The sequence below is a fragment of the Polynucleobacter sp. HIN11 genome (genome assembly GCF_030297675.1).
Lineage (GTDB): Bacteria > Pseudomonadota > Gammaproteobacteria > Burkholderiales > Burkholderiaceae > Polynucleobacter.
Window position 1 is genome coordinate 120,289 of sequence record NZ_AP028142.1, and the last position, 21,582, is coordinate 141,870.

22 protein-coding genes are annotated in these 21,582 nt (G+C 48.0%); 9 read left to right on the forward strand and 13 right to left on the reverse strand.

Annotated elements, in window-relative coordinates; genetic code table 11:
* Positions 1 to 2 precede the first annotated feature (2 nt).
* The 3 genes from QUE60_RS00690 to QUE60_RS00700 are packed head-to-tail and all read right to left on the reverse strand — an operon-like array spanning position 3 to position 3,771.
* Positions 3 to 1,814, reverse strand: coding sequence for a M61 family metallopeptidase (locus tag QUE60_RS00690; protein WP_286226875.1), 1,812 nt, complete (start codon positions 1,812 to 1,814; stop codon positions 3 to 5).
* A gap of 3 nt (positions 1,815 to 1,817) precedes the next feature.
* Complete coding sequence (locus tag QUE60_RS00695) at positions 1,818 to 2,534, reverse strand: DsbC family protein (protein ID WP_286225486.1); 717 nt, start codon at positions 2,532 to 2,534, stop codon at positions 1,818 to 1,820.
* The gene (locus QUE60_RS00700; protein WP_286226876.1) at positions 2,527 to 3,771 is read right to left on the reverse strand and encodes an FAD-dependent monooxygenase; all 1,245 of its coding nucleotides are present in this window, start codon (positions 3,769 to 3,771) and stop codon (positions 2,527 to 2,529) included. Before QUE60_RS00700 ends, QUE60_RS00695 begins: the two co-directional genes overlap by 8 nt.
* Positions 3,772 to 3,811: 40 nt before the next feature.
* Here QUE60_RS00700 and ychF point away from each other — a divergent pair, with 40 nt between their 5' ends.
* Positions 3,812 to 4,906: a redox-regulated ATPase YchF gene (gene ychF, locus QUE60_RS00705; RefSeq protein ID WP_286226877.1), complete on the forward strand. Its 1,095-nt coding sequence runs from the start codon at positions 3,812 to 3,814 to the stop codon at positions 4,904 to 4,906.
* A 1-nt stretch (position 4,907) separates the two neighbouring features.
* On the opposite strand, the gene trpC is transcribed toward ychF, so the two are convergent.
* The 5 genes from trpC to rpe are packed head-to-tail and all read right to left on the reverse strand — an operon-like array spanning position 4,908 to position 9,549.
* Complete coding sequence (gene trpC, locus QUE60_RS00710) at positions 4,908 to 5,711, reverse strand: indole-3-glycerol phosphate synthase TrpC (protein WP_286226878.1); 804 nt, start codon at positions 5,709 to 5,711, stop codon at positions 4,908 to 4,910.
* Positions 5,708 to 6,739 carry an anthranilate phosphoribosyltransferase gene (gene trpD / locus QUE60_RS00715; RefSeq protein ID WP_286223840.1) on the reverse strand — a complete coding sequence of 344 codons (1,032 nt, stop codon included), beginning with the start codon at positions 6,737 to 6,739 and terminating at the stop codon, positions 5,708 to 5,710. The genes trpC and trpD overlap by 4 nt, the downstream gene beginning before the upstream one ends.
* A 3-nt stretch (positions 6,740 to 6,742) precedes the next feature.
* Positions 6,743 to 7,309 (reverse strand): anthranilate synthase component II, encoded by a 567-nt coding sequence (locus QUE60_RS00720; RefSeq protein ID WP_286223841.1) that lies wholly within the window; start codon positions 7,307 to 7,309, stop codon positions 6,743 to 6,745.
* 2 nt (positions 7,310 to 7,311) lie between these two features.
* On the reverse strand, positions 7,312 to 8,811 hold the full coding sequence (trpE, locus tag QUE60_RS00725) for an anthranilate synthase component I (RefSeq protein ID WP_286227456.1): 1,500 nt from the start codon (positions 8,809 to 8,811) through the stop codon (positions 7,312 to 7,314).
* Positions 8,812 to 8,835: 24 nt separating this feature from the next.
* Positions 8,836 to 9,549 carry a ribulose-phosphate 3-epimerase gene (rpe, locus tag QUE60_RS00730; RefSeq protein ID WP_286226879.1) on the reverse strand — a complete coding sequence of 238 codons (714 nt, stop codon included), beginning with the start codon at positions 9,547 to 9,549 and terminating at the stop codon, positions 8,836 to 8,838.
* Between the two features lie 54 nt (positions 9,550 to 9,603).
* Between rpe and apaG the strand changes: the two genes are divergently transcribed.
* The 5 genes from apaG to QUE60_RS00755 all read left to right on the forward strand — a co-directional run bounded on the left by apaG (position 9,604) and on the right by QUE60_RS00755 (position 13,226).
* Positions 9,604 to 9,978, forward strand: a complete 375-nt coding sequence (gene apaG / locus QUE60_RS00735; protein ID WP_108509272.1) for a Co2+/Mg2+ efflux protein ApaG — start codon at positions 9,604 to 9,606, stop codon at positions 9,976 to 9,978.
* Positions 9,979 to 10,065: 87 nt separating this feature from the next.
* A complete protein-coding gene (locus tag QUE60_RS00740; protein WP_286226880.1) occupies positions 10,066 to 10,989 on the forward strand; it encodes an amino acid ABC transporter substrate-binding protein in 924 nt (307 codons plus the stop codon).
* Positions 10,990 to 11,010: 21 nt separating this feature from the next.
* Complete coding sequence (locus QUE60_RS00745) at positions 11,011 to 11,796, forward strand: amino acid ABC transporter permease (RefSeq protein WP_286225494.1); 786 nt, start codon at positions 11,011 to 11,013, stop codon at positions 11,794 to 11,796.
* A gap of 15 nt (positions 11,797 to 11,811) precedes the next feature.
* On the forward strand, positions 11,812 to 12,477 hold the full coding sequence (locus tag QUE60_RS00750; RefSeq protein WP_286226881.1) for an amino acid ABC transporter permease: 666 nt from the start codon (positions 11,812 to 11,814) through the stop codon (positions 12,475 to 12,477).
* A gap of 14 nt (positions 12,478 to 12,491) precedes the next feature.
* Positions 12,492 to 13,226 (forward strand): amino acid ABC transporter ATP-binding protein, encoded by a 735-nt coding sequence (locus QUE60_RS00755; RefSeq protein ID WP_286226882.1) that lies wholly within the window; start codon positions 12,492 to 12,494, stop codon positions 13,224 to 13,226.
* Between the two features lie 5 nt (positions 13,227 to 13,231).
* On the opposite strand, the gene QUE60_RS00760 is transcribed toward QUE60_RS00755, so the two are convergent.
* Positions 13,232 to 13,411 (reverse strand): hypothetical protein, encoded by a 180-nt coding sequence (locus QUE60_RS00760; RefSeq protein WP_286224777.1) that lies wholly within the window; start codon positions 13,409 to 13,411, stop codon positions 13,232 to 13,234.
* Here QUE60_RS00760 and mltA point away from each other — a divergent pair.
* The gene (gene mltA / locus QUE60_RS00765; RefSeq protein ID WP_286226883.1) at positions 13,410 to 14,534 is read left to right on the forward strand and encodes a murein transglycosylase A; all 1,125 of its coding nucleotides are present in this window, start codon (positions 13,410 to 13,412) and stop codon (positions 14,532 to 14,534) included. The genes QUE60_RS00760 and mltA overlap by 2 nt on opposite strands.
* A 1-nt stretch (position 14,535) precedes the next feature.
* Positions 14,536 to 15,312 (forward strand): enoyl-CoA hydratase, encoded by a 777-nt coding sequence (locus QUE60_RS00770; RefSeq protein ID WP_286226884.1) that lies wholly within the window; start codon positions 14,536 to 14,538, stop codon positions 15,310 to 15,312.
* On the opposite strand, the gene QUE60_RS00775 is transcribed toward QUE60_RS00770, so the two are convergent.
* Complete coding sequence (locus tag QUE60_RS00775) at positions 15,309 to 16,499, reverse strand: M20 aminoacylase family protein (protein WP_286223849.1); 1,191 nt, start codon at positions 16,497 to 16,499, stop codon at positions 15,309 to 15,311. The two genes, QUE60_RS00770 and QUE60_RS00775, sit on opposite strands and share 4 nt — an antisense overlap.
* A 75-nt stretch (positions 16,500 to 16,574) precedes the next feature.
* Here QUE60_RS00775 and QUE60_RS00780 point away from each other — a divergent pair, with 75 nt between their 5' ends.
* Positions 16,575 to 18,281: an AMP-binding protein gene (locus tag QUE60_RS00780; RefSeq protein ID WP_286226885.1), complete on the forward strand. Its 1,707-nt coding sequence runs from the start codon at positions 16,575 to 16,577 to the stop codon at positions 18,279 to 18,281.
* Here the strand turns inward: QUE60_RS00780 and bioD are convergent.
* The 3 genes from bioD to bioA are packed head-to-tail and all read right to left on the reverse strand — an operon-like array spanning position 18,273 to position 21,551.
* Positions 18,273 to 18,983 carry a dethiobiotin synthase gene (gene bioD, locus QUE60_RS00785; RefSeq protein ID WP_286226886.1) on the reverse strand — a complete coding sequence of 237 codons (711 nt, stop codon included), beginning with the start codon at positions 18,981 to 18,983 and terminating at the stop codon, positions 18,273 to 18,275. The two genes, QUE60_RS00780 and bioD, sit on opposite strands and share 9 nt — an antisense overlap.
* Positions 18,983 to 20,191, reverse strand: a complete 1,209-nt coding sequence (locus QUE60_RS00790) for an aminotransferase class I/II-fold pyridoxal phosphate-dependent enzyme (RefSeq protein WP_286226887.1) — start codon at positions 20,189 to 20,191, stop codon at positions 18,983 to 18,985. Before QUE60_RS00790 ends, bioD begins: the two co-directional genes overlap by 1 nt.
* A gap of 13 nt (positions 20,192 to 20,204) precedes the next feature.
* Positions 20,205 to 21,551 (reverse strand): adenosylmethionine--8-amino-7-oxononanoate transaminase, encoded by a 1,347-nt coding sequence (gene bioA, locus QUE60_RS00795; protein ID WP_286226888.1) that lies wholly within the window; start codon positions 21,549 to 21,551, stop codon positions 20,205 to 20,207.
* Between the last annotated feature and the right edge of the window lie 31 nt (positions 21,552 to 21,582).

Here is a 21,582-nt window from a genome sequence, read left to right on the forward strand (position 1 = left end):
TACTATTTTTTAGGCTGCTTGAGCTCATATTGAGCTGGACAGTCGAGCTTTAAGGCAACGCTAGTTTGATGCTCTTGATCTTGTCGGAAGTAATGGAAAGCGATTTTCTTGCTGCTCACAAGACTTCCGAGTACTTGATCGATCCTCGCGCTGGTGATGCGTTGCTGATTAATGCTACCAATCAGATCGTTTGGGGCCAGCCCTGCCTGCTGGGCAATGCCACCATCAAGCACATGCGTTACCTTGATCCAGCCGTTGCTATCGGTATAGCGCATCCCAAGGGCTAGTTTGATGGATTCAGTAAAGTTCGCTTGCTTTTGTGCCACTTCGATATTAGCAATCTGAGGTAACCAAATTTGCAAGGGTAGATCTTCTGTGCCATCAATGAAGTCGCGCTTAAAGCGTTGCCAAGTTTTATTAAAGCCAATCCCAATCGTTGAGCTAATGGCTAGATCTAGAGCATATTGATTAATTCCAATCCCAGTTTTGCCATGTTCTTTCCATAAAAAGCGCATGACATCATCCAGTGAGTGTTGATGGATTGAGTGCTGCCGAATTAAAAGATCCAGACCTAGGGCAATGAGTGATCCTTTGGCGTAGTAACTCACTACTGAATTAGGCGTATTCTCATCCATCTGGTAATACTTGGTCCAAGCATCAAAGGAGCTATCGGCAACGCTTTGTTTGGTTCTGCCAGGATTTCGCAATACCCCGTTCCAATTGTTAGCCACTAGCTCCAAGTAGCGCTCCATGTTGATGCACCCACTACGTATGAGTTGGAGATCGTCGTAGTAACTGGTAAATCCTTCAAAGAGCCACAACAGTCGGGTGTGGTTGCGTTCATTTAAGCGATAGGGTTGAAAGGCTTTCGCCTGAATTCGTTTGACGAGCCAGGCATGAAAATACTCATGACTACAGAGTCCTAAAAACTCTTCATACGATTTTTTAGGCCTTTGAGTGCTGTGATCACCGTAAGGTAATTGATCGCGTTTACACAATAGCGCCGTGCTGTCGCGATGCTCGAGCCCACCATAGCCATCGAGAGCAGCATTAACAATAAATAGATATTGTTTAAATGGTGCCTTGGGCTTGCGAGGCTCAAATAAACGAATCGTGGCATCACAGATTCCTTGGAGATCATTTGCAAGTTGATTTCGATCGAGTAATTGTGATTGCTCGCTCGTTAATCCCTGAATGACCATGCGGTGAGGAGTGCCAAAGGATTGCCACTCAATCGTCTCAAACTGTCCGAGCGCGACCGGATGATCAATCAAATCTGCATAATCTTTGGCCATATAAAAGCCAAAACTGCTTGCATCGGTCTTCACCTGGCGAAGCGTCGTTTGTACTTGCCATTGCTTGTTAGTCTGATTATGTGACGGGGCAATAGCCAGTGAACAGGGTAAATGGGCCTGACCTTCGACGGCGAGACAGAGACTGGTGGGATTAAAGAAGCCACGATCCTGATCTAAATAAGCCGTGCGTACCGATTGATCAAAGGCATATACCGTAGTAACAATCTCGCAAGACCCAGTTCCTTTGGGGATACGCCAGCGATCATTATCGAGACGCTCTAGGGCAATCTTTTTCTTTACTTCGGTTTGATTTCTGGGGAGAGTAAAGGCGGCGATCGACTCAATATGCTTACTAAAGTCCCGAATTAAATAACTACCTGGAATCCATGCGGGCATATGCACAACTTGCCCTTGAGGATTTGGATGGTGAATCACGAGCGAAACGGTAAAGCGATGACCATGTAGATCATCAGGCCATACCGTGTATTGAACTACAGGTGTGGAATCCAAAGCCATCATGAATTATTTCAAAGAGGCGAGCTTCTTCTCGATATCAGAGAGCTGCACAGCTCCTGGGAAGCGACTGCCATCGGTAAAGAAAATGGTGGGCGTGCCATTGATTCCATAGGTCTTGGCAATGGCCATATTTTTATCAATTGGATTGGTGCAATCCGATTTGCCACTTGGGGTGATGTTGCTCAGCATCCAATCGTTCCAAGCCTTTTGTTGATCGGCTGCGCACCAAATTTGTTTTGATTTGAGTGCCGAGTCCGCCGAGAGAATTGGAATCAAATAGTTGTAGATAGTGACATTATCGAGTTGTTGCAAGCTTCGCTCTAGCCGTTTGCAGTAACCACAGTTGGGATCCGAGAACACGGCAATTTGACGGCTACCATTACCACGTACGATTTTGATCGCGTTAGCCTGGGGAAGCTCTGACCATTTGATTCGATTGATATCCTCTTGACGCTTGGCGGTTAAGTTGGCGCCCGATGCGAGCTCAATCATTTCCCCCTGAATCAAATACTTGGCACTGCTATCGGTATAGAAAATCTCTTGATTGATCTGGACCTCAAATAAACCTGGAATAGGCGATGGCGTAATGTTGCGAACGTTTGCTGAGGTGCCTAAGCGCTTTTGCAACTCGGCGCGAACTTGTCTTTCTGACATGGCATCGACTGAGCCAAAAAAGCCGACCAAGACGATCACCAGACCTAAATGCTGAATCAATTTACCCATGCAACTGTTCTCCTAGTGCGCGCTCAATCAGTTGGCGCTTGATGATATGACTTCGATTAACCATTCCTAAGCCCCAGTTTCGTAATCCCTTTTCGATTGGGCTTTGTGCTGCAAACAGTTTCTTTAAGCGATCCGTCAGCCATAAAAGTGAGGTGGTATCTCCTTCGCGCTCGCGCTCATAGCGACGCAGCAAAATGCGATCATCTACTTCCCGATAGGACTCTTTGTGCTTCATGATGTGAAGCAGGCTTGCCACATCCCGTAAGCCTAGATTGAGGCCTTGACCAGCCAATGGGTGCATGACGTGTGCAGAATCACCAACCAAGATTAATTTAGGATCGTAGTCTGGGCCAATCAGGCGATGCGCTTTGATGCGTCGCAGAGGAAAGCTTGCTGGTGTGGATTGCAGTTGCAGCTCACCGAGTTGATCATGAACTTCCACACCAAATTGGTTTGACCATGTCTGGCTATCCAGTTGTAATAAATAGTCGGCATGCTCATTTTGTGTTGACCATACCATTGAAACCTGTTGCTGGGGTAATGGCAGCATGGCTAAGATATCGCCATTGGGCAAGAACCATTGGTAGGCGGTCTCGCGATGGGCAATCGAGCAGGTAAAGTTGGCAACCACTGCGTGCTGATCATAGGGGTGTTGATCGATTTCAATTCCAACTGACTGGCGTAGAGGGGAGTTCGCACCATCGGCTGCGATCACCAGTTTGGCTTGGATGGTTTGACCATTGCTCAATGAAAGCGTTGGAGAAGTATTGGGCTCAAACCGAACCTCGTCAACACTGGCCTCAATGCTTTGTAGATTCTTACTGAACCGCATCGCTTGGGTTAGCGTGGCTTCAATCAAATCAGATTCAGCAATCCAGGCAAGTTCCGGTCGACCAGCCTCAAAGGCCGAGAAATGCAGTTGATCATGCTTTTGCCCACGATCGCCATAGATTCGCATATCGCGCACTACTTGAATGCGATTCTGGTCTAAGCCATCCCAAATGTTTAGTTCGGATAAAAGATGTTTGGTACTCGGTGAGAGCGCATAGATTCGCTGCCCAAAGGAAGGCTCAAGCGCAATTGTCTGATGCAAATCGGGTGCAATTTGAATCACCGAGTAGCCCAGTTGAGCCATGGCAAGTGCACTTGCCTTACCCACAATACCACCCCCAACGACCGCAAAGTCGGATTGGGTATTGGTGTGTTGGGCAGAATTGGATGTACTTTGGGAACGCATACCAAGATGATAGCGAATCAAGCGCATTTACAATGGGAGCATGTCACTCAAATGCGGAATCGTTGGCCTGCCGAATGTAGGCAAATCCACCCTGTTTAATGCCCTCACCAAGGCAGGTATTGCAGCCGAAAATTATCCCTTTTGCACGATTGAGCCCAATGTGGGCATGGTCGAGGTCCCAGATCCCCGTTTGGCTGCCTTAGCGCAGATTGTGACTCCTGAGCGAATCGTGCCCGCCACGGTCGAGTTTGTCGATATTGCTGGATTGGTAGCTGGCGCCTCCAAAGGAGAGGGGCTTGGAAATCAATTTTTGGCCAATATTCGGGAGACCGATGCGATTACCCACGTTGTGCGTTGCTTTGAGGATGCCAATGTGGTTCATGTGAGTGGCAAAGTCGACCCGATTGCAGACATTGGAGTGATTGATACCGAATTAGCTCTGGCAGATTTGGGTACGGTTGAGAAAGCCCTGCAGCGTTACTCGAAGGCAGCTAAATCGGGTAACGATAAAGAGGCCGCAGCCTTGGTTGCGGTACTCACCAAGGTTCAAGCACAGTTAGATCAAGCCTTGCCGGTAAGGGCCATGAGCCTTAGTAAGGAAGAGTTAGTTCTTCTTAAACCTTTTTGCTTAATTACAGCAAAACCGGCGATGTATGTCGCGAATGTGAAAGAAGATGGGTTTGAGAACAATCCCCATCTTGAGGCGGTTAAGGAGCATGCTGCTAAAGAGAATGCGCCAGTCGTTGCGGTATGCGCAGCCATTGAAGCTGAGATTGCTGATTTAGAGGATGCTGACAAGGCCGAGTTCTTGGCTGATCTGGGGATGAGCGAACCAGGTCTTAATCGAGTAATTCGGGCGGGCTATAGCTTATTGGGTTTACAAACTTACTTCACAGCGGGCGTGAAAGAGGTGCGTGCTTGGACCATACATATTGGCGATACGGCGCCTCAGGCTGCTGGCGTGATTCATACGGATTTCGAACGCGGCTTTATTCGAGCACAAACGATTGCGTATGACGATTACATTCAATACAAAGGTGAGCAGGGCGCAAAGGAAGCGGGTAAGATGCGCGCCGAAGGTAAGGAATACATCGTCAAGGATGGCGATGTCTTGAACTTTTTATTTAACGTCTAAGTCAAGCAAATAATGCTGCAAGTGCCTTGCCTGGATGCTCAGCGCGCATAAAGGCTTCGCCAATTAAAAATGCATTAACCCCGGCCCCTTGCATCCGCTTGACATCGTTGGCATTGAGAATCCCGGACTCCGTGATGACGAGTTTGTCTTTGGGAATGGCTGGCAATAGATCGAGGGTGGTTTGTAAGCTAACCTCAAAGGTTTTGAGATTGCGGTTATTGATACCCAGTAGCGGCGTTTGCAGTTCAAGAGCCGCTTCTAATTCCACCCCATCATGAACTTCGACTAATACATCAAGCTGGTTCTCGATCGCACATGCTTCGAGCTCTTGCATTTGCGATAACTCAAGTGCCGCGACAATTAAAAGGATTGCATCAGCACCCATCGCGCGCGCCTCATAGACCTGATAAGGGTCAATGATGAAGTCCTTGCGAATTACTGGCAAAGAGCATGCAGCTCGGGCTTCTTTGAGATACTGGGGCGAGCCCAAGAAGTAATCCCGATCGGTGAGGACCGATAAGCAGGTCGCGCCATGCGCGGCATAACTTTGCGCAATGTCATGTGGCATAAAGTGCTCACGCAGCACCCCTTTGCTCGGACTTGCTTTTTTGATTTCTGCAATGATGCCGGGTTTGTGATTATTGACGGAGTCTATCAGTGCTTTAGCAAAGCCACGCACCTTTCTATTTGGATCAGAATTAGCACTCAATGCCTCTTTTAAGATTTCACCACTAGAGATCAATCGTTGTGCAGCCACAATCTCATGTCGCTTAGTCTCCAGAATACGACTCAGAATATCGCTCATGAGGCAAGACTTTGCGTTAACGCAACAAACGCTTCGAGTTTCTGTTTGGCTTTGCCAGAAGCAATTGTGCTGTCAGCCAGCTCGATACCATCGGCAATCGATGGAGAGACATTAGCAGCATAGAGGGTGGCGCCTGCATTGAGGCACACAATATTGCGTGCAGGCCCTGATTGATTGTTCATGATATTCAAAATGATGGCTTTGGATTCTTGCGCATCAGCAACCTTTAGAGTGTCCATTGAAGCGTGAGGGATTCCAAAATCACTGGGCTTAATTTCATACTGATTGATTTGCCCCTTGCGCAGTTCAGCGACCATGGTGGGGCCCGAGAGCGTGATCTCATCTAAGCCGTCATTGCCATGAACCACTAAAGCGTGCTCGGCCCCCATTAGCTGTAAGACTTTTGCTTGAGTAGCCACTAGCTCTGGATGAAATACGCCCATCACAATATTGGGCGCTTTTGCGGGATTGGTGAGGGGTCCCAAAATATTAAAGATGGTGCGTACCCCTAGGTCCTTGCGGACCGGAACCACGTTTTTCATGGCGGGGTGATGATTGGGGGCGAACATAAAGCCAATACCAAGTTGCTCAATGCATTGACTTACTGCAGCGGCGCTCAGGTTTAGTTTGACCCCGAGCGCTTCCAAAACATCGGCGCTGCCTGACTTGCTACTAACACTTCGATTGCCATGCTTCGCAATCTTGGCGCCTGCCGCGGACGCAACAAACATGGATGCTGTCGAAATATTAAAGGTATGGGCACCATCGCCACCGGTACCCACTACATCGACTAGATGGGTCTTATCCTTAACATCCACAGCAGTAGCAAAGTCCCGCATCACGGTCGCCGCCGCAGCAATTTCGGTGGGCGTTTCTTTTTTGCTGCGAAGGGCAACCAAAAGGGCGGCCACCATCGGCCCTGGCAGTTCACCACCCATAATGGCGCGCATGATCTGTACCATTTCGGCTTCGAGTAACTCTTTGCCGTCAATCAAGTGTTGCAGGGTTTGGGATGGGGTCATGGCCATTTCTTACTTCATCGCTAAAAAGTTTTTCAGGAGAGCGTGACCGTGCTCAGAGAGAATCGACTCTGGATGAAATTGGACACCCTCCACGCATAACTCTTTATGACGCACGCCCATGATTTCGCCATCGTCAGTTTGTGCGGTGATGGTTAAGCAACTGGGTAAGTTCTCTCGATTAATAGCGAGCGAGTGATAGCGCGTCACCCGAAATGATTTTGGGAGATGTTTAAATACACCTTCGTCGATATGGGTGATCTCATCGGTTTTGCCGTGCATCACTTTCTTCGCGCGGATCACCTCGCCTCCAAAAGCCTCACCAATCGCTTGATGCCCAAGGCAGACGCCCAGAATCGGAATCTTGCCCGCATAGGTCTTGATGGTATTAACCGAGATCCCTGCTTCCTTTGGGCTGCAAGGTCCCGGGGAGATACAAATACGATCCGGATTGATTTTGGCAATATCCGCAACGCTGATTTCATCATTACGTACAACTTTCACGTCTTCGCCAAGCTCGGCAAAGTATTGCACCAAGTTATAAGTAAAGGAGTCGTAGTTATCGATCATTAAGAGCATCGTTATGCTCCTTTAGAGGATTCGGTTAATTCAGCAGCTGCTAATACTGCTTTCGCTTTCACTTCGGTCTCTTTCCATTCGGAGGTGGGATCCGAATCGGCCACGACACCTGCGCCCGCTTGAGAGTGCAGCATGCCGTCTTTAATCACGCCGGTGCGGATCACAATCGCCACATCCATATCGCCTGAGAACGAGAGATAACCGGCAGCACCGCCATAGATACCACGTTTGGTAATTTCCATTTCATCAATAATTTCCATCGCCCGAATTTTGGGGGCACCAGATAGGGTGCCGGCAGGGAAGGTGGCGCGTAAGACATCCATATTGCTCATATTGTCCTTAAGTTCACCTTCGACTGAGCTAACGATATGTTGCACGTGGGAGTACTTTTCAATCACCATCGAATCGGTGACCTTGACACTTGCGGTCTTGGCAATACGCCCGACATCATTGCGGGCGAGATCAATCAGCATTACATGCTCAGCAATTTCTTTGGGATCAGCCAGTAACTCTTTAGCAAGTTGTGCATCCTCTTCAGGGGTCGCACCGCGGCGACGAGTTCCGGCTAAGGGCCGAATCGTGACCATTTTGCGTCCCTCACGTTTTTCTTGGCGCACTAAGATTTCAGGGGATGAGCCCACAATTTGCAAATCCCCAAAGTCATAGAAATACATGTAAGGGGAGGGGTTGAGTGAGCGTAATGCGCGGTAGAGTTGCAATGGTGGTTCAGTGAAGGTTCGGCTGATGCGCTGGCCAATGACCACCTGCATACAATCGCCTGCGAGGATATAGTCCTTGGTACGACGCACTGCATCTTCAAAATCGCTTGCCTTGAATTTGCGAATAAGTTCGGGGCGTGGCTTGGATGCTTGTTCTTCGGGTATCTGGATCGGGACTGTAAGCATGGCTTGCAAGTTTTGCAGCCGTTTAGTGCCGCTCTCATAAGCGTTAGAGTCATTGGGATCTACATACACAATGAAATAGATCTTGCCTGCGACATTGTCAACAACAGCCAATTCCTCAGTGAGCATCAGTTGAATGTCAGGTACACCGATTTCATCGGGTAAGGAGTGAACCGCAAGTCGCTTTTCAATATAGCGAACCGTGTCGTAGGCAAAGTAACCGGCTAAGCCACCACAAAAGCGCGGCAGATTTGCCTGAGGGGCGACCTTAAAGCGTTTGAGATACTGATCAATGAAGTCAAGCGGGTTCTCGTGATTGCGCTCAATGACCGTATCGTCGTGCATGATCTCATTGGTTGGGTTACTGGGGGTACCAACGGTTCTAAAAATAGTTCGTGCCGGTAGGCCAATAATGGAATAGCGCCCAAAGCGCTCGCCGCCATAAACGGATTCCAACAAAAAGGTATTTTTTTGGCCAGACTTTTGGGTCAGCTTCAAGTAGAGCGATAGGGGAGTCTCGAGATCGGCAAGTGACTCCGCAACCAGCGCCACACGGTTATACCCTTGCTTCGCAAATTTGTGTAAGTCAATTGTATTCATCATGCCCAGGTCGTCTTTAATGATTTAAGACCCAATCGCGTCACGCATGGCATGAATGACCTCAGCATAATTTGGCTTACCAAAAATCGCCGAGCCTGCTACAAAGGTATCGGCTCCAGCCTCGGCAACACTAGCAATATTGTCAATTTTGATTCCCCCATCGACCTCAAGGCGAATGGCTCGACCACTGGTTTCTTGATAGCGATTGAGCATCTTACGTACCTGTTCGATCTTAGTAAGAGTGCTGGGAATAAAAGATTGACCTCCAAAGCCTGGGTTGACTGACATCAGAAGTACCAGATCAATTTGATCTAAGGCGTGGTCTAGGTGATGGATCGGGGTAGCGGGATTAAGGACTAGCCCAGCTTGGCAGCCATGATCTTTAATGAGTGAGAGGGTGCGATGCACATGCGCACTGGCCTCGGGGTGAAAGCTGATCAGATTGGCTCCTGCTTTGGCAAAGTCAGGGACAATCCGATCAACCGGCTCAATCATGAGGTGGACATCGATCATCGCCGGTTTACCGTTTTTGATGGCATGGGGACGTATTGCCTCACAAACCAAGGGCCCAACCGTTAAATTGGGCACATAGTGGTTATCCATTACGTCAAAGTGAATCCAATCGGCTCCGGCATTCAAGACAGCCTTCACCTCTTCGCCCAGTTTGGCGAAGTCGGCTGACAGAATCGAGGGGGCAATGATGGCGGAATTAGGGCTCATTTGAGTGGTTTTTGTCATATATACCTAGATTCTATCTTGCGAACGGGGTTGGGATAGCGCAGAATGCAGGTCATGAATCCACCCGAAATTACCGTAAACGTCCGCCCCCAGTACCTTCCCGAGCAATCGGATCCCGATAATCAGCAATACGCGTTTGCTTATACCGTGACCATTCGCAATACCGGAACGGCCAGTGTTCAGCTAATTGCCCGCCATTGGTTGATTACCGATGGCGAAGGGGAGGTTCAGGAGGTGAAGGGTTTGGGGGTAGTTGGTCAACAGCCACTTTTACGCTCCGGCGAGCATTTTGAGTACACCAGTTGGGCTACTTTGCCCACACCAGCCGGCACGATGCGCGGGGAGTATTTTTGCGTCACCGAGGATGCTCAGTTTTTTCAGGCAACAATTCCAGAGTTTGCCCTGGTGATGCCAAGAACCTTGCACTGAATAGGGCTATTTAAGATTTTTGGCAAGGATTCTCGTTAAGATGGAAATGCATTCACTAAAACAAACCTATTGATCAAAGGATTCAATATGAAGCAACTTTCGTGGTCCAGCGCATTAGGCAGCATCACTTTGCTTGCCAGTAGTTTATTGATTTCGCCAGTAGCAATCGCTCAGCAAAGCACCCTCGATAAGATGAAGTCTACCGGTGTAGTAACTATGGGTGTGCGTGAGTCATCTGGCGCCCTCTCCTATACCTTGGGTGATGGTAAATACGCAGGCTTTCATGTGGAAATCTGCAATACCGTATTGCGTGATATTCAAAAGCAATTGAATTTGAAGACACTGGATATCAAATATACCCCCGTCACTTCACAGAATCGCATTCCGTTGTTACAGAATGGAACGGTTGACATTGAGTGTGGTTCAACGACCAATAATGCAACCCGGCAAAAGGATGTGGCTTTTGCTGTAACAACATACGTTGAGGAAATTCGGATTGCGGTGAAGGCCAATTCCGGAATTACCTCCTTAAATCAGCTCAATGGTAAAAAGGTAGCAACCACTACAGGCACTACCTCAGTGCAGCTCTTGCGTAAGCATGAGAAGGCTACCGGAGTGAACTTTGAAGAAGTCTTTGGTAAAGACCACGCTGATAGCTTCCTGTTGTTGGAATCGGGGCGCGCTGATGCATTTGTGATGGATGGCTCCATTTTGGCCGGCAATATCGCGAATGCAAAAAATCCTGGCGATTACCGCATTGTGGGTGAAGTAATTGCAGTTGAGCCGATTGCCATCATGATGCGTAAAGATGATCCTGGCTTTAAGAAAGCAGTGGACGATAACCTCAGGCGCATGATGAAGGATGGCACCCTCACCAAGCTCTGGGACAAGTGGTTCTTACAACCCATTCCTCCCAAGAATGCACGAGTCGGTTTGGCTTTATCTGAAAGTACCAAACAAGCATGGGCCAATCCAAACGATAAGCCTGCAGAGGATTATCAGAAGAAGTAATTTAGGCCCTTTCAGTTTGATATGAACTTAGATTGGAGTGTCTTTTGTAAAGACACTTTGACTGGAGAAGTAGCCCCACGCTGCTTCTCCTTTTTATTTGGGATGGATCCCAACGCTGATCCCACTTATTTGGATTGGTTAATCTCTGCATGGGGCTGGACGATTGCTGTCGCTGGGCTTAGTCTAGTGTTAGCAATGGTGATGGGGGTCGTCATCGGTACGATGCGCACCTTACCGTCTAAGCATCTTGTCAATCGACTATGCATCGCAGGGGCAACGGCGTGGGTTGAGCTCTTCCGAAATATCCCATTACTCGTTCAAGTTTTTCTTTGGTATCACGTAGTGCCGGCGTTTTTCCCCATCATGAAAGACTTCCCATCCTATTTATTGGTGAGTATTGCCTTGGGTTTATTTACATCGGCGCGGATTGCGGAACAGGTCCGCGCAGGGATTCAGTCGCTACCATCAGGACAGCGAAATGCAGCGATTGCCTTGGGTATGACCACCACACAAAGTTATCGCTACGTGCTCTTACCGATGGGTATGCGAATCATCATTCCGCCACTTACATCAGAGTGTATGAATATCGTGAAGAACTCATCCGTTGCGTTTGCGGTATCCGTACCGGAGCTCACCTTATTTGCTTTACAGGCTCAGGAGGAAACCTCCCGTGGTATTGAAATTTATTTAGCCGTTACGGGGCTATATATGGTGAGCGCATTTACAGTCAATCGAATCATGGTGTGGATTGAGAAAAAAACGCGCGTTCCTGGTTTTATTGCGGCCAATCCATCCTCAGCGCATTAAGGTAAGCGATAAATCATGAACCTGGATCTGAGCTTTTATAACTGGGAGCTATTCACTAGTTATATTCAAAAGGGATTGATCTTTAGTGTTCAGTTAACCATTATTGCGACGATTGGCGGGATTCTGTTGGGGACGGTACTGGCTTTAATGCGTCTTTCAGGAAAACCGTGGCTTGCGTTACCTGCAACTGCGTATGTCAATACGATGCGTTCCATTCCGCTGGTCATGGTCATTTTGTGGTTTTTCTTATTGATTCCGCTGATCATTGGCAAACCAATTGGCGTTAATTTATCGGCCATCATTACCTTTATTGCATTTGAGGCGGCTTACTTTTCGGAGATTGTGCGAGCCGGAATTCAGTCGATTCCGAAGGGGCAGGTTTATGCGGCTCAAGCCTTAGGAATGACCTACTCCCAAAATATGCGTTTGGTGGTTTTACCGCAAGCCTTTCGAAATATGATCCCTGTTTTTATGACCCAAACTATTATCTTGTTCCAGGATACCTCTTTGGTCTATGCGATTGGTGCTTATGATCTTTTAAAGGGATTTGAGATTGCCGGTAAAAATTTTGGACGACCAATTGAGACCTATTTGTTAGCAGCCCTGACGTATTTTTTAATCTGTTTTACCTTATCCCGAATTGTTAAGCGAATTCAGGAAAAAGTTGCAATTGTTCGTTAAGAAATGAGATTGCCATGATTGAGCTTCGACATATTTCAAAATGGTATGGCCAGTTTCAAGTGCTCACCAATTGCTCGACGGTGATTCACAAGGGTGAGGTGGTTGTCATTTGTGGACCGTCGGGGTCAGGAAAGTCGACGCTGATTAAGACAATCAATGCGCTAGAGCCCTTTCAAGAGGGTGAGTTGACGGTTGATGGAATTAACTTACATGATCCCAATACGAATTTGCCGCAGCTGCGTGCACGCGTTGGTATGGTATTTCAGCACTTTGAGCTATTTCCCCATTTATCGGTTATGGAGAATTTAACTATTGCTCAGGTGAAAGTACTCAATCGCAGTCTAGATGAGGCTAAACAACAAGGTCTTAAATATTTAGAGCGCGTGGGCTTATTAGAGCAACAAGATAAGTTCCCGGGCCAGCTATCTGGTGGTCAGCAGCAGCGTGTGGCGATTGCCCGTGCCTTATGTATGGACCCAATTGTGATGTTGTTCGATGAACCAACCTCCGCTCTTGACCCTGAAATGGTGGGCGAGGTTTTGGATGTGATGGTCAAATTAGCGCAGGAAGGGATGACCATGTGCGTGGTCACCCATGAAATGGGCTTTGCCAAGAAGGTGAGTGATCGTGTGATCTTTATGGATCGGGGAAAAATCGTGGAGGATTGCACGCGCAATGAGTTTTTCGCTAATCCCGATGCGCGCTCACCTCGGGCCAAAGAATTTCTCTCGAAAATATTAGCTGACTAATTTTTCTAGTCTCTACGGCCTTTGCCGGTCCAAAATACAATTGCTAATAGAATAGCCAAGGCTAGGAATGCCTCTAGCACGAATAAGAGCATGGGATATTCATCAAATAACTGAGCGAGCATGATGATCTTCTGGAATTCGAGTAACCCCATTGTAGTTTGTAAGTCTGCATTCTGCGTCGTCATGGCCAGTCTCTTTCTTGCATCTTGTGCGGCACCGCCAACTAAACCAATTTCTCAGTCGCCTAAAGCAAGTAGTTCAAGCAACTTGCCTCGTACCCCAAGAGTTACCGAAACCGTTATTACGGATGACAGTAGCTCATCGGCCGCATTAACGCCTGTGGCATTCTCTGAGATACCCGGCTGGGATGAGGATAATTTGAGTGAGGCGTGGCAAGCGTGGTTGCAAAGTTGCAATACCTTACGAAAGCGTAAACCGGGACCTGTTAATTGGGCTGCAGTCTGCGATCGGGCTAATGCTCAAAAGCCAAGAGACGCGAAGGCATTTTTTGAGAACAACTTTAGGGCCTATGCAGTTCGCAATCAAATCACTGGAAAGTCGGAAGGTTTGGTCACCGGCTACTACGAACCCATTATTGCGGGTTCGCGGGTTCGTACCGATCGGTACACCGTGCCTCTGTATGCCTATCCCAAAGCATGGGTTCGTACGAAACCATCGCCTGCGCCAACACGAGCTGAGCTGATGAACTCAAACCTGCTTAAGGGTTCAGAAATTGCCTGGGTTGAAGATCCGGTAGCGGCTGCATCGATGCAGATTCAGGGATCTGGAAAAATCCGTTTGGACAATGGCCAAATCATGCGATTGGGGTTTGCGGGATCGAATGATTTACCGTTTAAATCGAGTGCCCAGTGGTTATTGGATCGTAAAGAAATTACCCGTGCGCAGGCAACCATGCAGGGGATTTCGGAGTGGGCTAAGCGCAATCCCAGCAAAGTGCAAGAGATGCTTAATGCCAATCCACGCTTTGTGTTCTTTCGAGAACTACCAGCTTCAGCGAACCAGGATCTTGGGCCGATTGGTGCTCTCGGAGTTCCACTAACACCTGAGCGCAGTGTTGCGATTGATCCGCGGGCGATTCCGCTCGGTGCCCCCGTGTTTTTAGAAACCACACGACCGCTCAGTAATCAGCCGATTCGACGCTTGGTGATGGCCCAAGATACGGGTAAGGCAATTGTGGGCCCAGTCCGAGTTGACTATTTTTGGGGCACTGGGGACGAAGCTGGAGAATTGGCTGGCAGAATGAAGCAAAATGGCCGTGTTTGGTTAATGCTACCGAAGAGGGACTGAAATGTCATACAACACGATATTGACCCAGACCGAGGGAAAGGTTGCCCTTATTACCTTAAATCGTCCTCAAGTACTTAATGCTTTAAATGACGAGTTAATGGATGATTTAGGCGATGCATTACTACGCTTCGATGCCGATGATGCAATTGCATGCATTGTGATTACTGGAAGTGAAAAAGCATTTGCTGCGGGTGCGGATATCAGCAAGATGGCGCAGTATGATTTTCAGGATACGTATCGCAATAATTTCATTACGCGTAATTGGGAAACCATTTGTAAGGTTCGTAAACCCGTGATTGCTGCGGTATCAGGCTTTGCCTTGGGCGGTGGCTGTGAGCTCGCCATGATGTGTGACATGATCATTGCGGCCGATAACGCTAAATTTGCGCAACCTGAAATCAAGTTGGGAATTATTCCCGGCTCGGGTGGTACGCAGCGGCTAACGCGAGCAGTATCCAAGTCAAAAGCGATGGATTTATGTTTGACTGGCCGGATGATGGATGCGGCTGAAGCCGAACGAAGCGGATTAGTTGCCCGGGTTTATCCCGTCGCGCAATTAATGAGCGAAACGATGGCAATTGCACAGACGATTGCCGCTATGCCACTCCTTACTCTCATGATGGTGAAGGAAAGCGTGAATGCTGCTTATGAAACCACGCTCACTGAGGGCGTTCGTTTTGAGCGCCGTTTGTTTCATGCCTGCTTTGCCACCGAGGATCAAAAAGAGGGAATGGCTGCTTTTTTAGAAAAGCGGCCCGCGCAGTTTAAGAACCGTTAACGCAAGAAAGTTTGGGCTAAACGGACCCAGTAGTTCACCCCAACCGGAATGATTTGATCATTGAAATCATAGGAGGGGTTATGCAAATGGCAAGGTCCCATGCCATGGCCAGTTGCGCGGTGATCGCCATCCCCGTTACCTAAAAATACATAGCAGCCCGGTTTTTTTAACAGCATGAAGGCAAAGTCCTCGGCGCCCATGGTTGGATCGATTCGGGTGTTTACCCGTTCGTTACCCACGAGCTCTTTCATGACCTGAGCGGCAAACTCAGTTTGCTGTTCATCGTTAATCAGGGGTGGGTAATTGCGTTTGAAGGTCAGATTGGCTTTGCAATCAAAGGCGCTGGCCACTTGATTGGCAATCTCATGCATACGCTGTTCGATTAAATCTAAAACTTCTAATGTAAACGTCCGAACTGTTCCGCCTAGCATCGCAGTATCGGGAATAACGTTGCTGGTTTCTCCGGCATGAAATTGCGTAATTGAAATTACCGCCGCATCAACCGGGCGCTTATTGCGAGTAATAATGGTTTGGAGAGCTTGCGCGATCTGAACGCCTGCCATGATGGGATCCGCACTGTTGTGTGGCAGGGCCGCATGCCCGCCTTTGCCCTGAATGTCGATTACGAACTCATTACTCGATGCCATCATGGGGCCGCTCACAACCCCAAAATGACCCTCTTCTAAACCTGGCCAATTGTGCATCCCGAATACTGCATCGCAAGGGAATTGTTCAAACAGACCATCTTCAATCATTTCTTGGGCGCCAGCACCACCTTCCTCAGCAGGTTGGAAGATAAATATCACACTTCCTTTGAAATCGCGATGATTAGCCAGATATTGCGCCGCACCCAAGAGCATTGCTGTGTGACCATCATGACCGCAAGCGTGCATCTTGCCTGGATTTTGCGAGGCGTGAGCAAAAGTATTTTTTTCTTGTAGGGGCAGGGCGTCCATATCGGCGCGCAAGCCAATCATCTTTCCTGGGCCCAACTCACCGTCTAAGCGACCCACTACTCCCGTTTTGCCCAGGCCTTGATAGACCGCAATACCCCAACTGGATAGTGCTTGGGCAACCAGCTCAGCGGTACGCTTTTCTTCAAAGCGTAGCTCCGGGTGTGCATGTATATTGCGCCGGATTTCAGCGATGCTAGGAGTTGCTTCCAGGATCTCAGGGAGAATTCGCATAGGTCAATATTAGCCCAAAGCGATACACTTGGCGTGGAGACAATGTGCAGCTTTAAAAAAGTGTAATAAATACCAATGATTACAAATAAACCTTGGTTTTCATCCTACCCAAAAGGCGTTCCCCACCATCTGAGTTATGACCAGTATGGTTCACTCTTGGATTTACTCGATGAGTCATTTAAAACGCATCGGGAGCGACCCGCGTATTGGTGTATGGGCAAGCACTTTTCCTATGAAGCCATTGATATGGCTTCTATGCAATTAGCCAGTTATTTGCAAAGCCTTGGTCTTTCGAAGGGCGCTCGGGTTGCAATCATGCTGCCCAATATTCCGCAATATCCGATGGCTTTGTATGGCGTACTGCGAGCAGGTTTTATTGTGGTGAGTATCAATCCCTTGTACACCCCGCGTGAGTTAGCAGCCCAACTAAGCGATTGTGGGGCGGAGGCTATTTTGCTTTTGGAGCATTTTGGAAAAACCCTTGAAGATGCCTTTGCAATTGAGGGTCAAGCAATAGCAATAAAACACGCAGTGATCACGAGTATTGCGCAGATGCTGGGTTGGAAGGGCCCCTGGTTAGATCGTTTTATACGAACCTTTAAGCGCAAAGTCATTCCTTATTCCTTGCCAACGCAAGTTAGCACGATTCAATTTACTGCTGCCTTAGAGTTGGGTGCGCAACGAGTGTATGAACGTCCACATCGTTCTCACGATGACATTGCACTATTGCAATATACCGGTGGAACCACAGGAATTTCCAAGGGTGCGATATTGACCCATCGCAATTTAATTGCCAATGTATTGCAAATCGAAGCCTGGTTAAAACCGATTGAACAACGCAAAACGATTACCGCATGGCATTTTCTGTGTGCACTTCCCATGTATCACATCTTTGCACTTACAGGCTGTGGATTATTGGGCATGCGCCTTGGCGCACGAATTCTATTGGTTCCAAATGCACGCGATTTACAAAACTTAATTGGGATTTTGAAAGAGTTTCCGGAGATTAATATGTTTCCGGGAGTAAACACTCTATTTGCTGCTCTTTTGAACAATCCAAAATTCGCTCAATTGGATTTCTCGCAATGGGCACTCACGATTGGCGGCGGCATGGCAGTACAACGCTCCGTTGCACAACGCTGGCAAGAATTAACCGGTACGGTCATTACCGAGGGATACGGCCTTTCTGAAACCTCCCCAGTTGCATCGTGCAACACGCCATTAGCCACTGAGTTCACCGGTTCAATCGGCTTACCCTTACCCGATACTGAGATGTGCATTCGGGATGAAGAGGGTAAGGATTTGGCTATTGGTGAGATTGGCGAGATCTATATTCGGGGTCCACAGGTCATGCGTGGCTATTGGCAACAAGAAGCTGAAACACAGAACGTGCTGGGTGCCGATGGATTCTTTCGAACGGGTGATATCGGCGTGATGGATGAGGCTGGTTATTTCCGAATTGTGGATCGCAAGAAAGACATGATTTTGGTAGCTGGTTTTAATGTCTTTCCAAATGAGGTCGAAGATGTCGTTGCTTCTATTCCTGGGGTCCTTGAATGTGCAGTGGTTGGCATTCGTCAAGGCGCGATGGGTGAGGCAGTTAAGTTATTCGTAGTACGAGAAGACCCTTCGATTACTGAAGAACAAATTATAGAAGTTTGCAATCGCGAGTTGACGCACTACAAACGCCCAACGCAAATTGAGTTTCGAGAGAGCCTGCCGAAGAATAATGTGGGCAAGATTCTGCGTCGTGTCTTACGCGATGAAAGTCAATCAGGGTAGTGCGATTGCATTGGCAGCAAATTCAATTGCCTCAATTGAATAGGGCGCATTCGCTTTTTTCTGTAAGTTCGGGGGGAAATGCGCAATGCCTCCCAATAGCGGCGCCTTGATTCGATTCTGAAGCGTCGTAATGTTTTCGTTTAAGTAGAGCATCTTAGGATCGATGCAATTGGCGACCCAACCGGCCAGCTTGAGGCCGCGTTGCTCAATGGCTTCTACCGTTAGTAATGTGTGATTGATGCAGCCCAAACGCATCCCCACAGTAAGAATCACTGGTACTTGAATGCGTACAGAAAATGTAGATAGATCATAGCGATCATCAATGGGGGTTAAAAATCCCCCCGCACCCTCAGCAATGACATGGGCGATTTGTGTTTGTAGTGTTTGATAAGCTTGCACCATGCGATCGAGTTCTAAGTGCTTGCCATGTTTGGCAGCGACCAGATGAGGTGCGGCTGGAGTATCTAATACATAAGGGCAAATCACACTTTGGGGAATTGCCGGATCTTGCACTAGTGCATAGGTTTCTAAATCCTCATTGCAAAGCATGCCCTCACTATTGCGGTAAGTTCCTGCAACCACTGGCTTATAGGCGCACGCTGAACCTGAGTTGAGCACATTTAATTTATAAACCAATGCAGCGGTAACTAAGGTTTTGCCAATTTCAGTATCTGTGCCGGTGACAAAGTAGGAGTGGCTCATCATTTTGGTAAAGAAGTTTCGAGATCCGATAGCACCTTGCAGAGCCCCTGGATCTGCTCTTTAGTATGTGCGGCCGATAAGGTCATCCGTAGGCGCGCCATTTCCTTGGGAACGGTGGGTGGACGAATTGCAGGTATCCAATACCCCAATTGATCTAGGGCTCTTGCAAGCTGTAAGGCAGTCGCGTTGCTACCAACCACAATGGGCTGAATCGCGGTATCTGATTTCAATCGGTTCCAACGGATAAAAATAGAACCTTCTTTCCAAAGTGCGATATTGCTATGTAAGCGAGCTCGTAATTCTTGCCCAAGCTCTCCTTCGATTAGAGAAACACTGCGCAGCACAGCAAAGGCTAATGCAGGTGAGCTGGCTGTGCTGTAGATATAGGGCCTTGCTTTCTGAATGAGCCATGCGATGATTTTTTCATGGGCGCAAACAAAGGCACCATTTAGACCAGCGGCTTTGCCCAGCGTGCCCATATAGATAATGCGGTCTGAGCAGACTTCTTGATCTTCCAAAATGCCATACCCATGCTTGCCAAGCACACCAAACCCATGCGCATCATCAATCATGAGGAGCGCGTCGTATTGATTGGCTAGGTGTAAGAGCTCTTGAACTGGAGCGAGATCGCCATCCATACTGAAGACCCCATCGGTCACAATTAACTTAAATGGTGTCAAGTCATTGCGTAGCTTATCTTCAAGGCCTGCTAAATGATGGTGATCAAAGATGTGAAGGTCGACCGATCCCTGGCCGCGGGCTAGACGAACTCCATCAATCAGAGATGCGTGATTAAGGGCAGCAGAATAAATACTTGTTTTTTCCCCGATCAAGCTCAGGGCAGTAATGGCGCTGATGTTAGCCAGGTAGCCGGTGGAGAAAAATAAAGCACGGGCATTTGGAATGGCACTGGCTTGAGTCGATGCTAATTTTGCTTCGAGCTCATCATGAATCGTATGATGACCGCTGATTAAATGGGAGGCACCACTGCCGGTACCAAAACGCGCAGCCCCTTCGGAGAGGGCTGCAATCAATTCAGGGTGATTGGCAAGTCCTAAATAATCATTGCTACAAAATGCCAGCAATGCCTTACCTCCAATTTGAATCTCAGTACCACATGGGGTATCGACTGAGCGAATCGAGCGACGCAGTAATTCACGATCGAGCGTTGCTAGTTCCGCATCAATTTGATTGAGAGCAAAGGGCATATGCAATATGAAATCAGGATTTTTGCAAAACAGTATGCAAGCTTCGTTCAATTGCACGACCCATCTGTTGGATTTCATCGGCAGAAATAATATAAGGCGGCATGACATAGACTGTGCGACCAATCGGTCGAATCAATACACCTTCTCGTAAGCCCTCCTGAAACATCATTTTTGAGAATGAACCTGGCTTTGAAATCGCAGATGCGTTGATATCAAACGCAAAGATCATTCCTTGTTGACGAATATGTTCAATCGACGCGTGATCACGCGCCCATAAGAACGCTTCTTGAATCGATTGGCTTCGGACCTTGTTTTTTTCAAGCACAGCATCCTCTTGAAAAATATCCAAGCCTGCTAATGCGGCTCGACACGCTAATGGGTTGCCAGTGTATGAGTGGGAATGTAAAAAAGTAGCTGACATGTCGTCACTATAAAAGGCAGAGTAAATCGTATCAGTACTCAAACAAATGGAAAGGGGTAAATAGCCTGCGCTGATTCCTTTCGATAAGGTCATGAGATCCGGCCAAATACCGGCTTGTTCACAAGCAAAGAATGTGCCTGTTCGACCACAACCAACAGCAATTTCATCAGCAATTAAATGAACGTCATACTGCTCGCACAGTTGCTTCGCACCTTTTACATACCGCGGCGCATACATTGCCATTTGGCCTGCACATTGCACCAGGGGCTCAATAATCAAGGCCGCAATGGTTTGATGGTGTTGAGCTAAACACTCTTCGAGATTCTTCAGCGCCAAATCAATGATTTCCTCGCTCGAGACCTGGTCGGTTGCAGCCCGTGAATCGGGTGACATGACGATATGAACGGGATTGAGGAGTGATCCATAGGCATCACGAAATACCGATACATCGGTGACGCCAAGGGCGCCCAAGGTTTCTCCATGGTAGCTATTCGCTAAACAAATAAACTCTTTTTTATTGGGTTTCCCCTGAATCTTCCAAAAGTGATGACTCATCTTGAGCGCAATTTCAACGGCAGATGCACCGTCACTGGCATAAAACGCATGGCCTAATTGACCATTTGTTAATGCACTTAAACGTTCTGATAGTTCTACCACTGGCTGATGTGTAAATCCAGCAAGCATGACATGCTCAATGCGCTTGAGTTGCTCAGAGATTGCTTGATTGATACGCGGATTGGCGTGACCAAATAAATTAGTCCACCACGAACTAATTGCATCAATGAAGCGCCGTCCTTGATCGTCTTGTAGCCAGGCCCCCTGTCCCGAGGTAATCGCAATTAAGGGATAGGCCTCGTGATCTTTCATTTGGGTGCAGGGGTGCCAAACCGAAGCAAGGCTCCGACTGACCCAGTCTAAGGAATGACCTGGTTTATTCATTGGCGCAGGTGTGGATTATTTCAAAATCAAG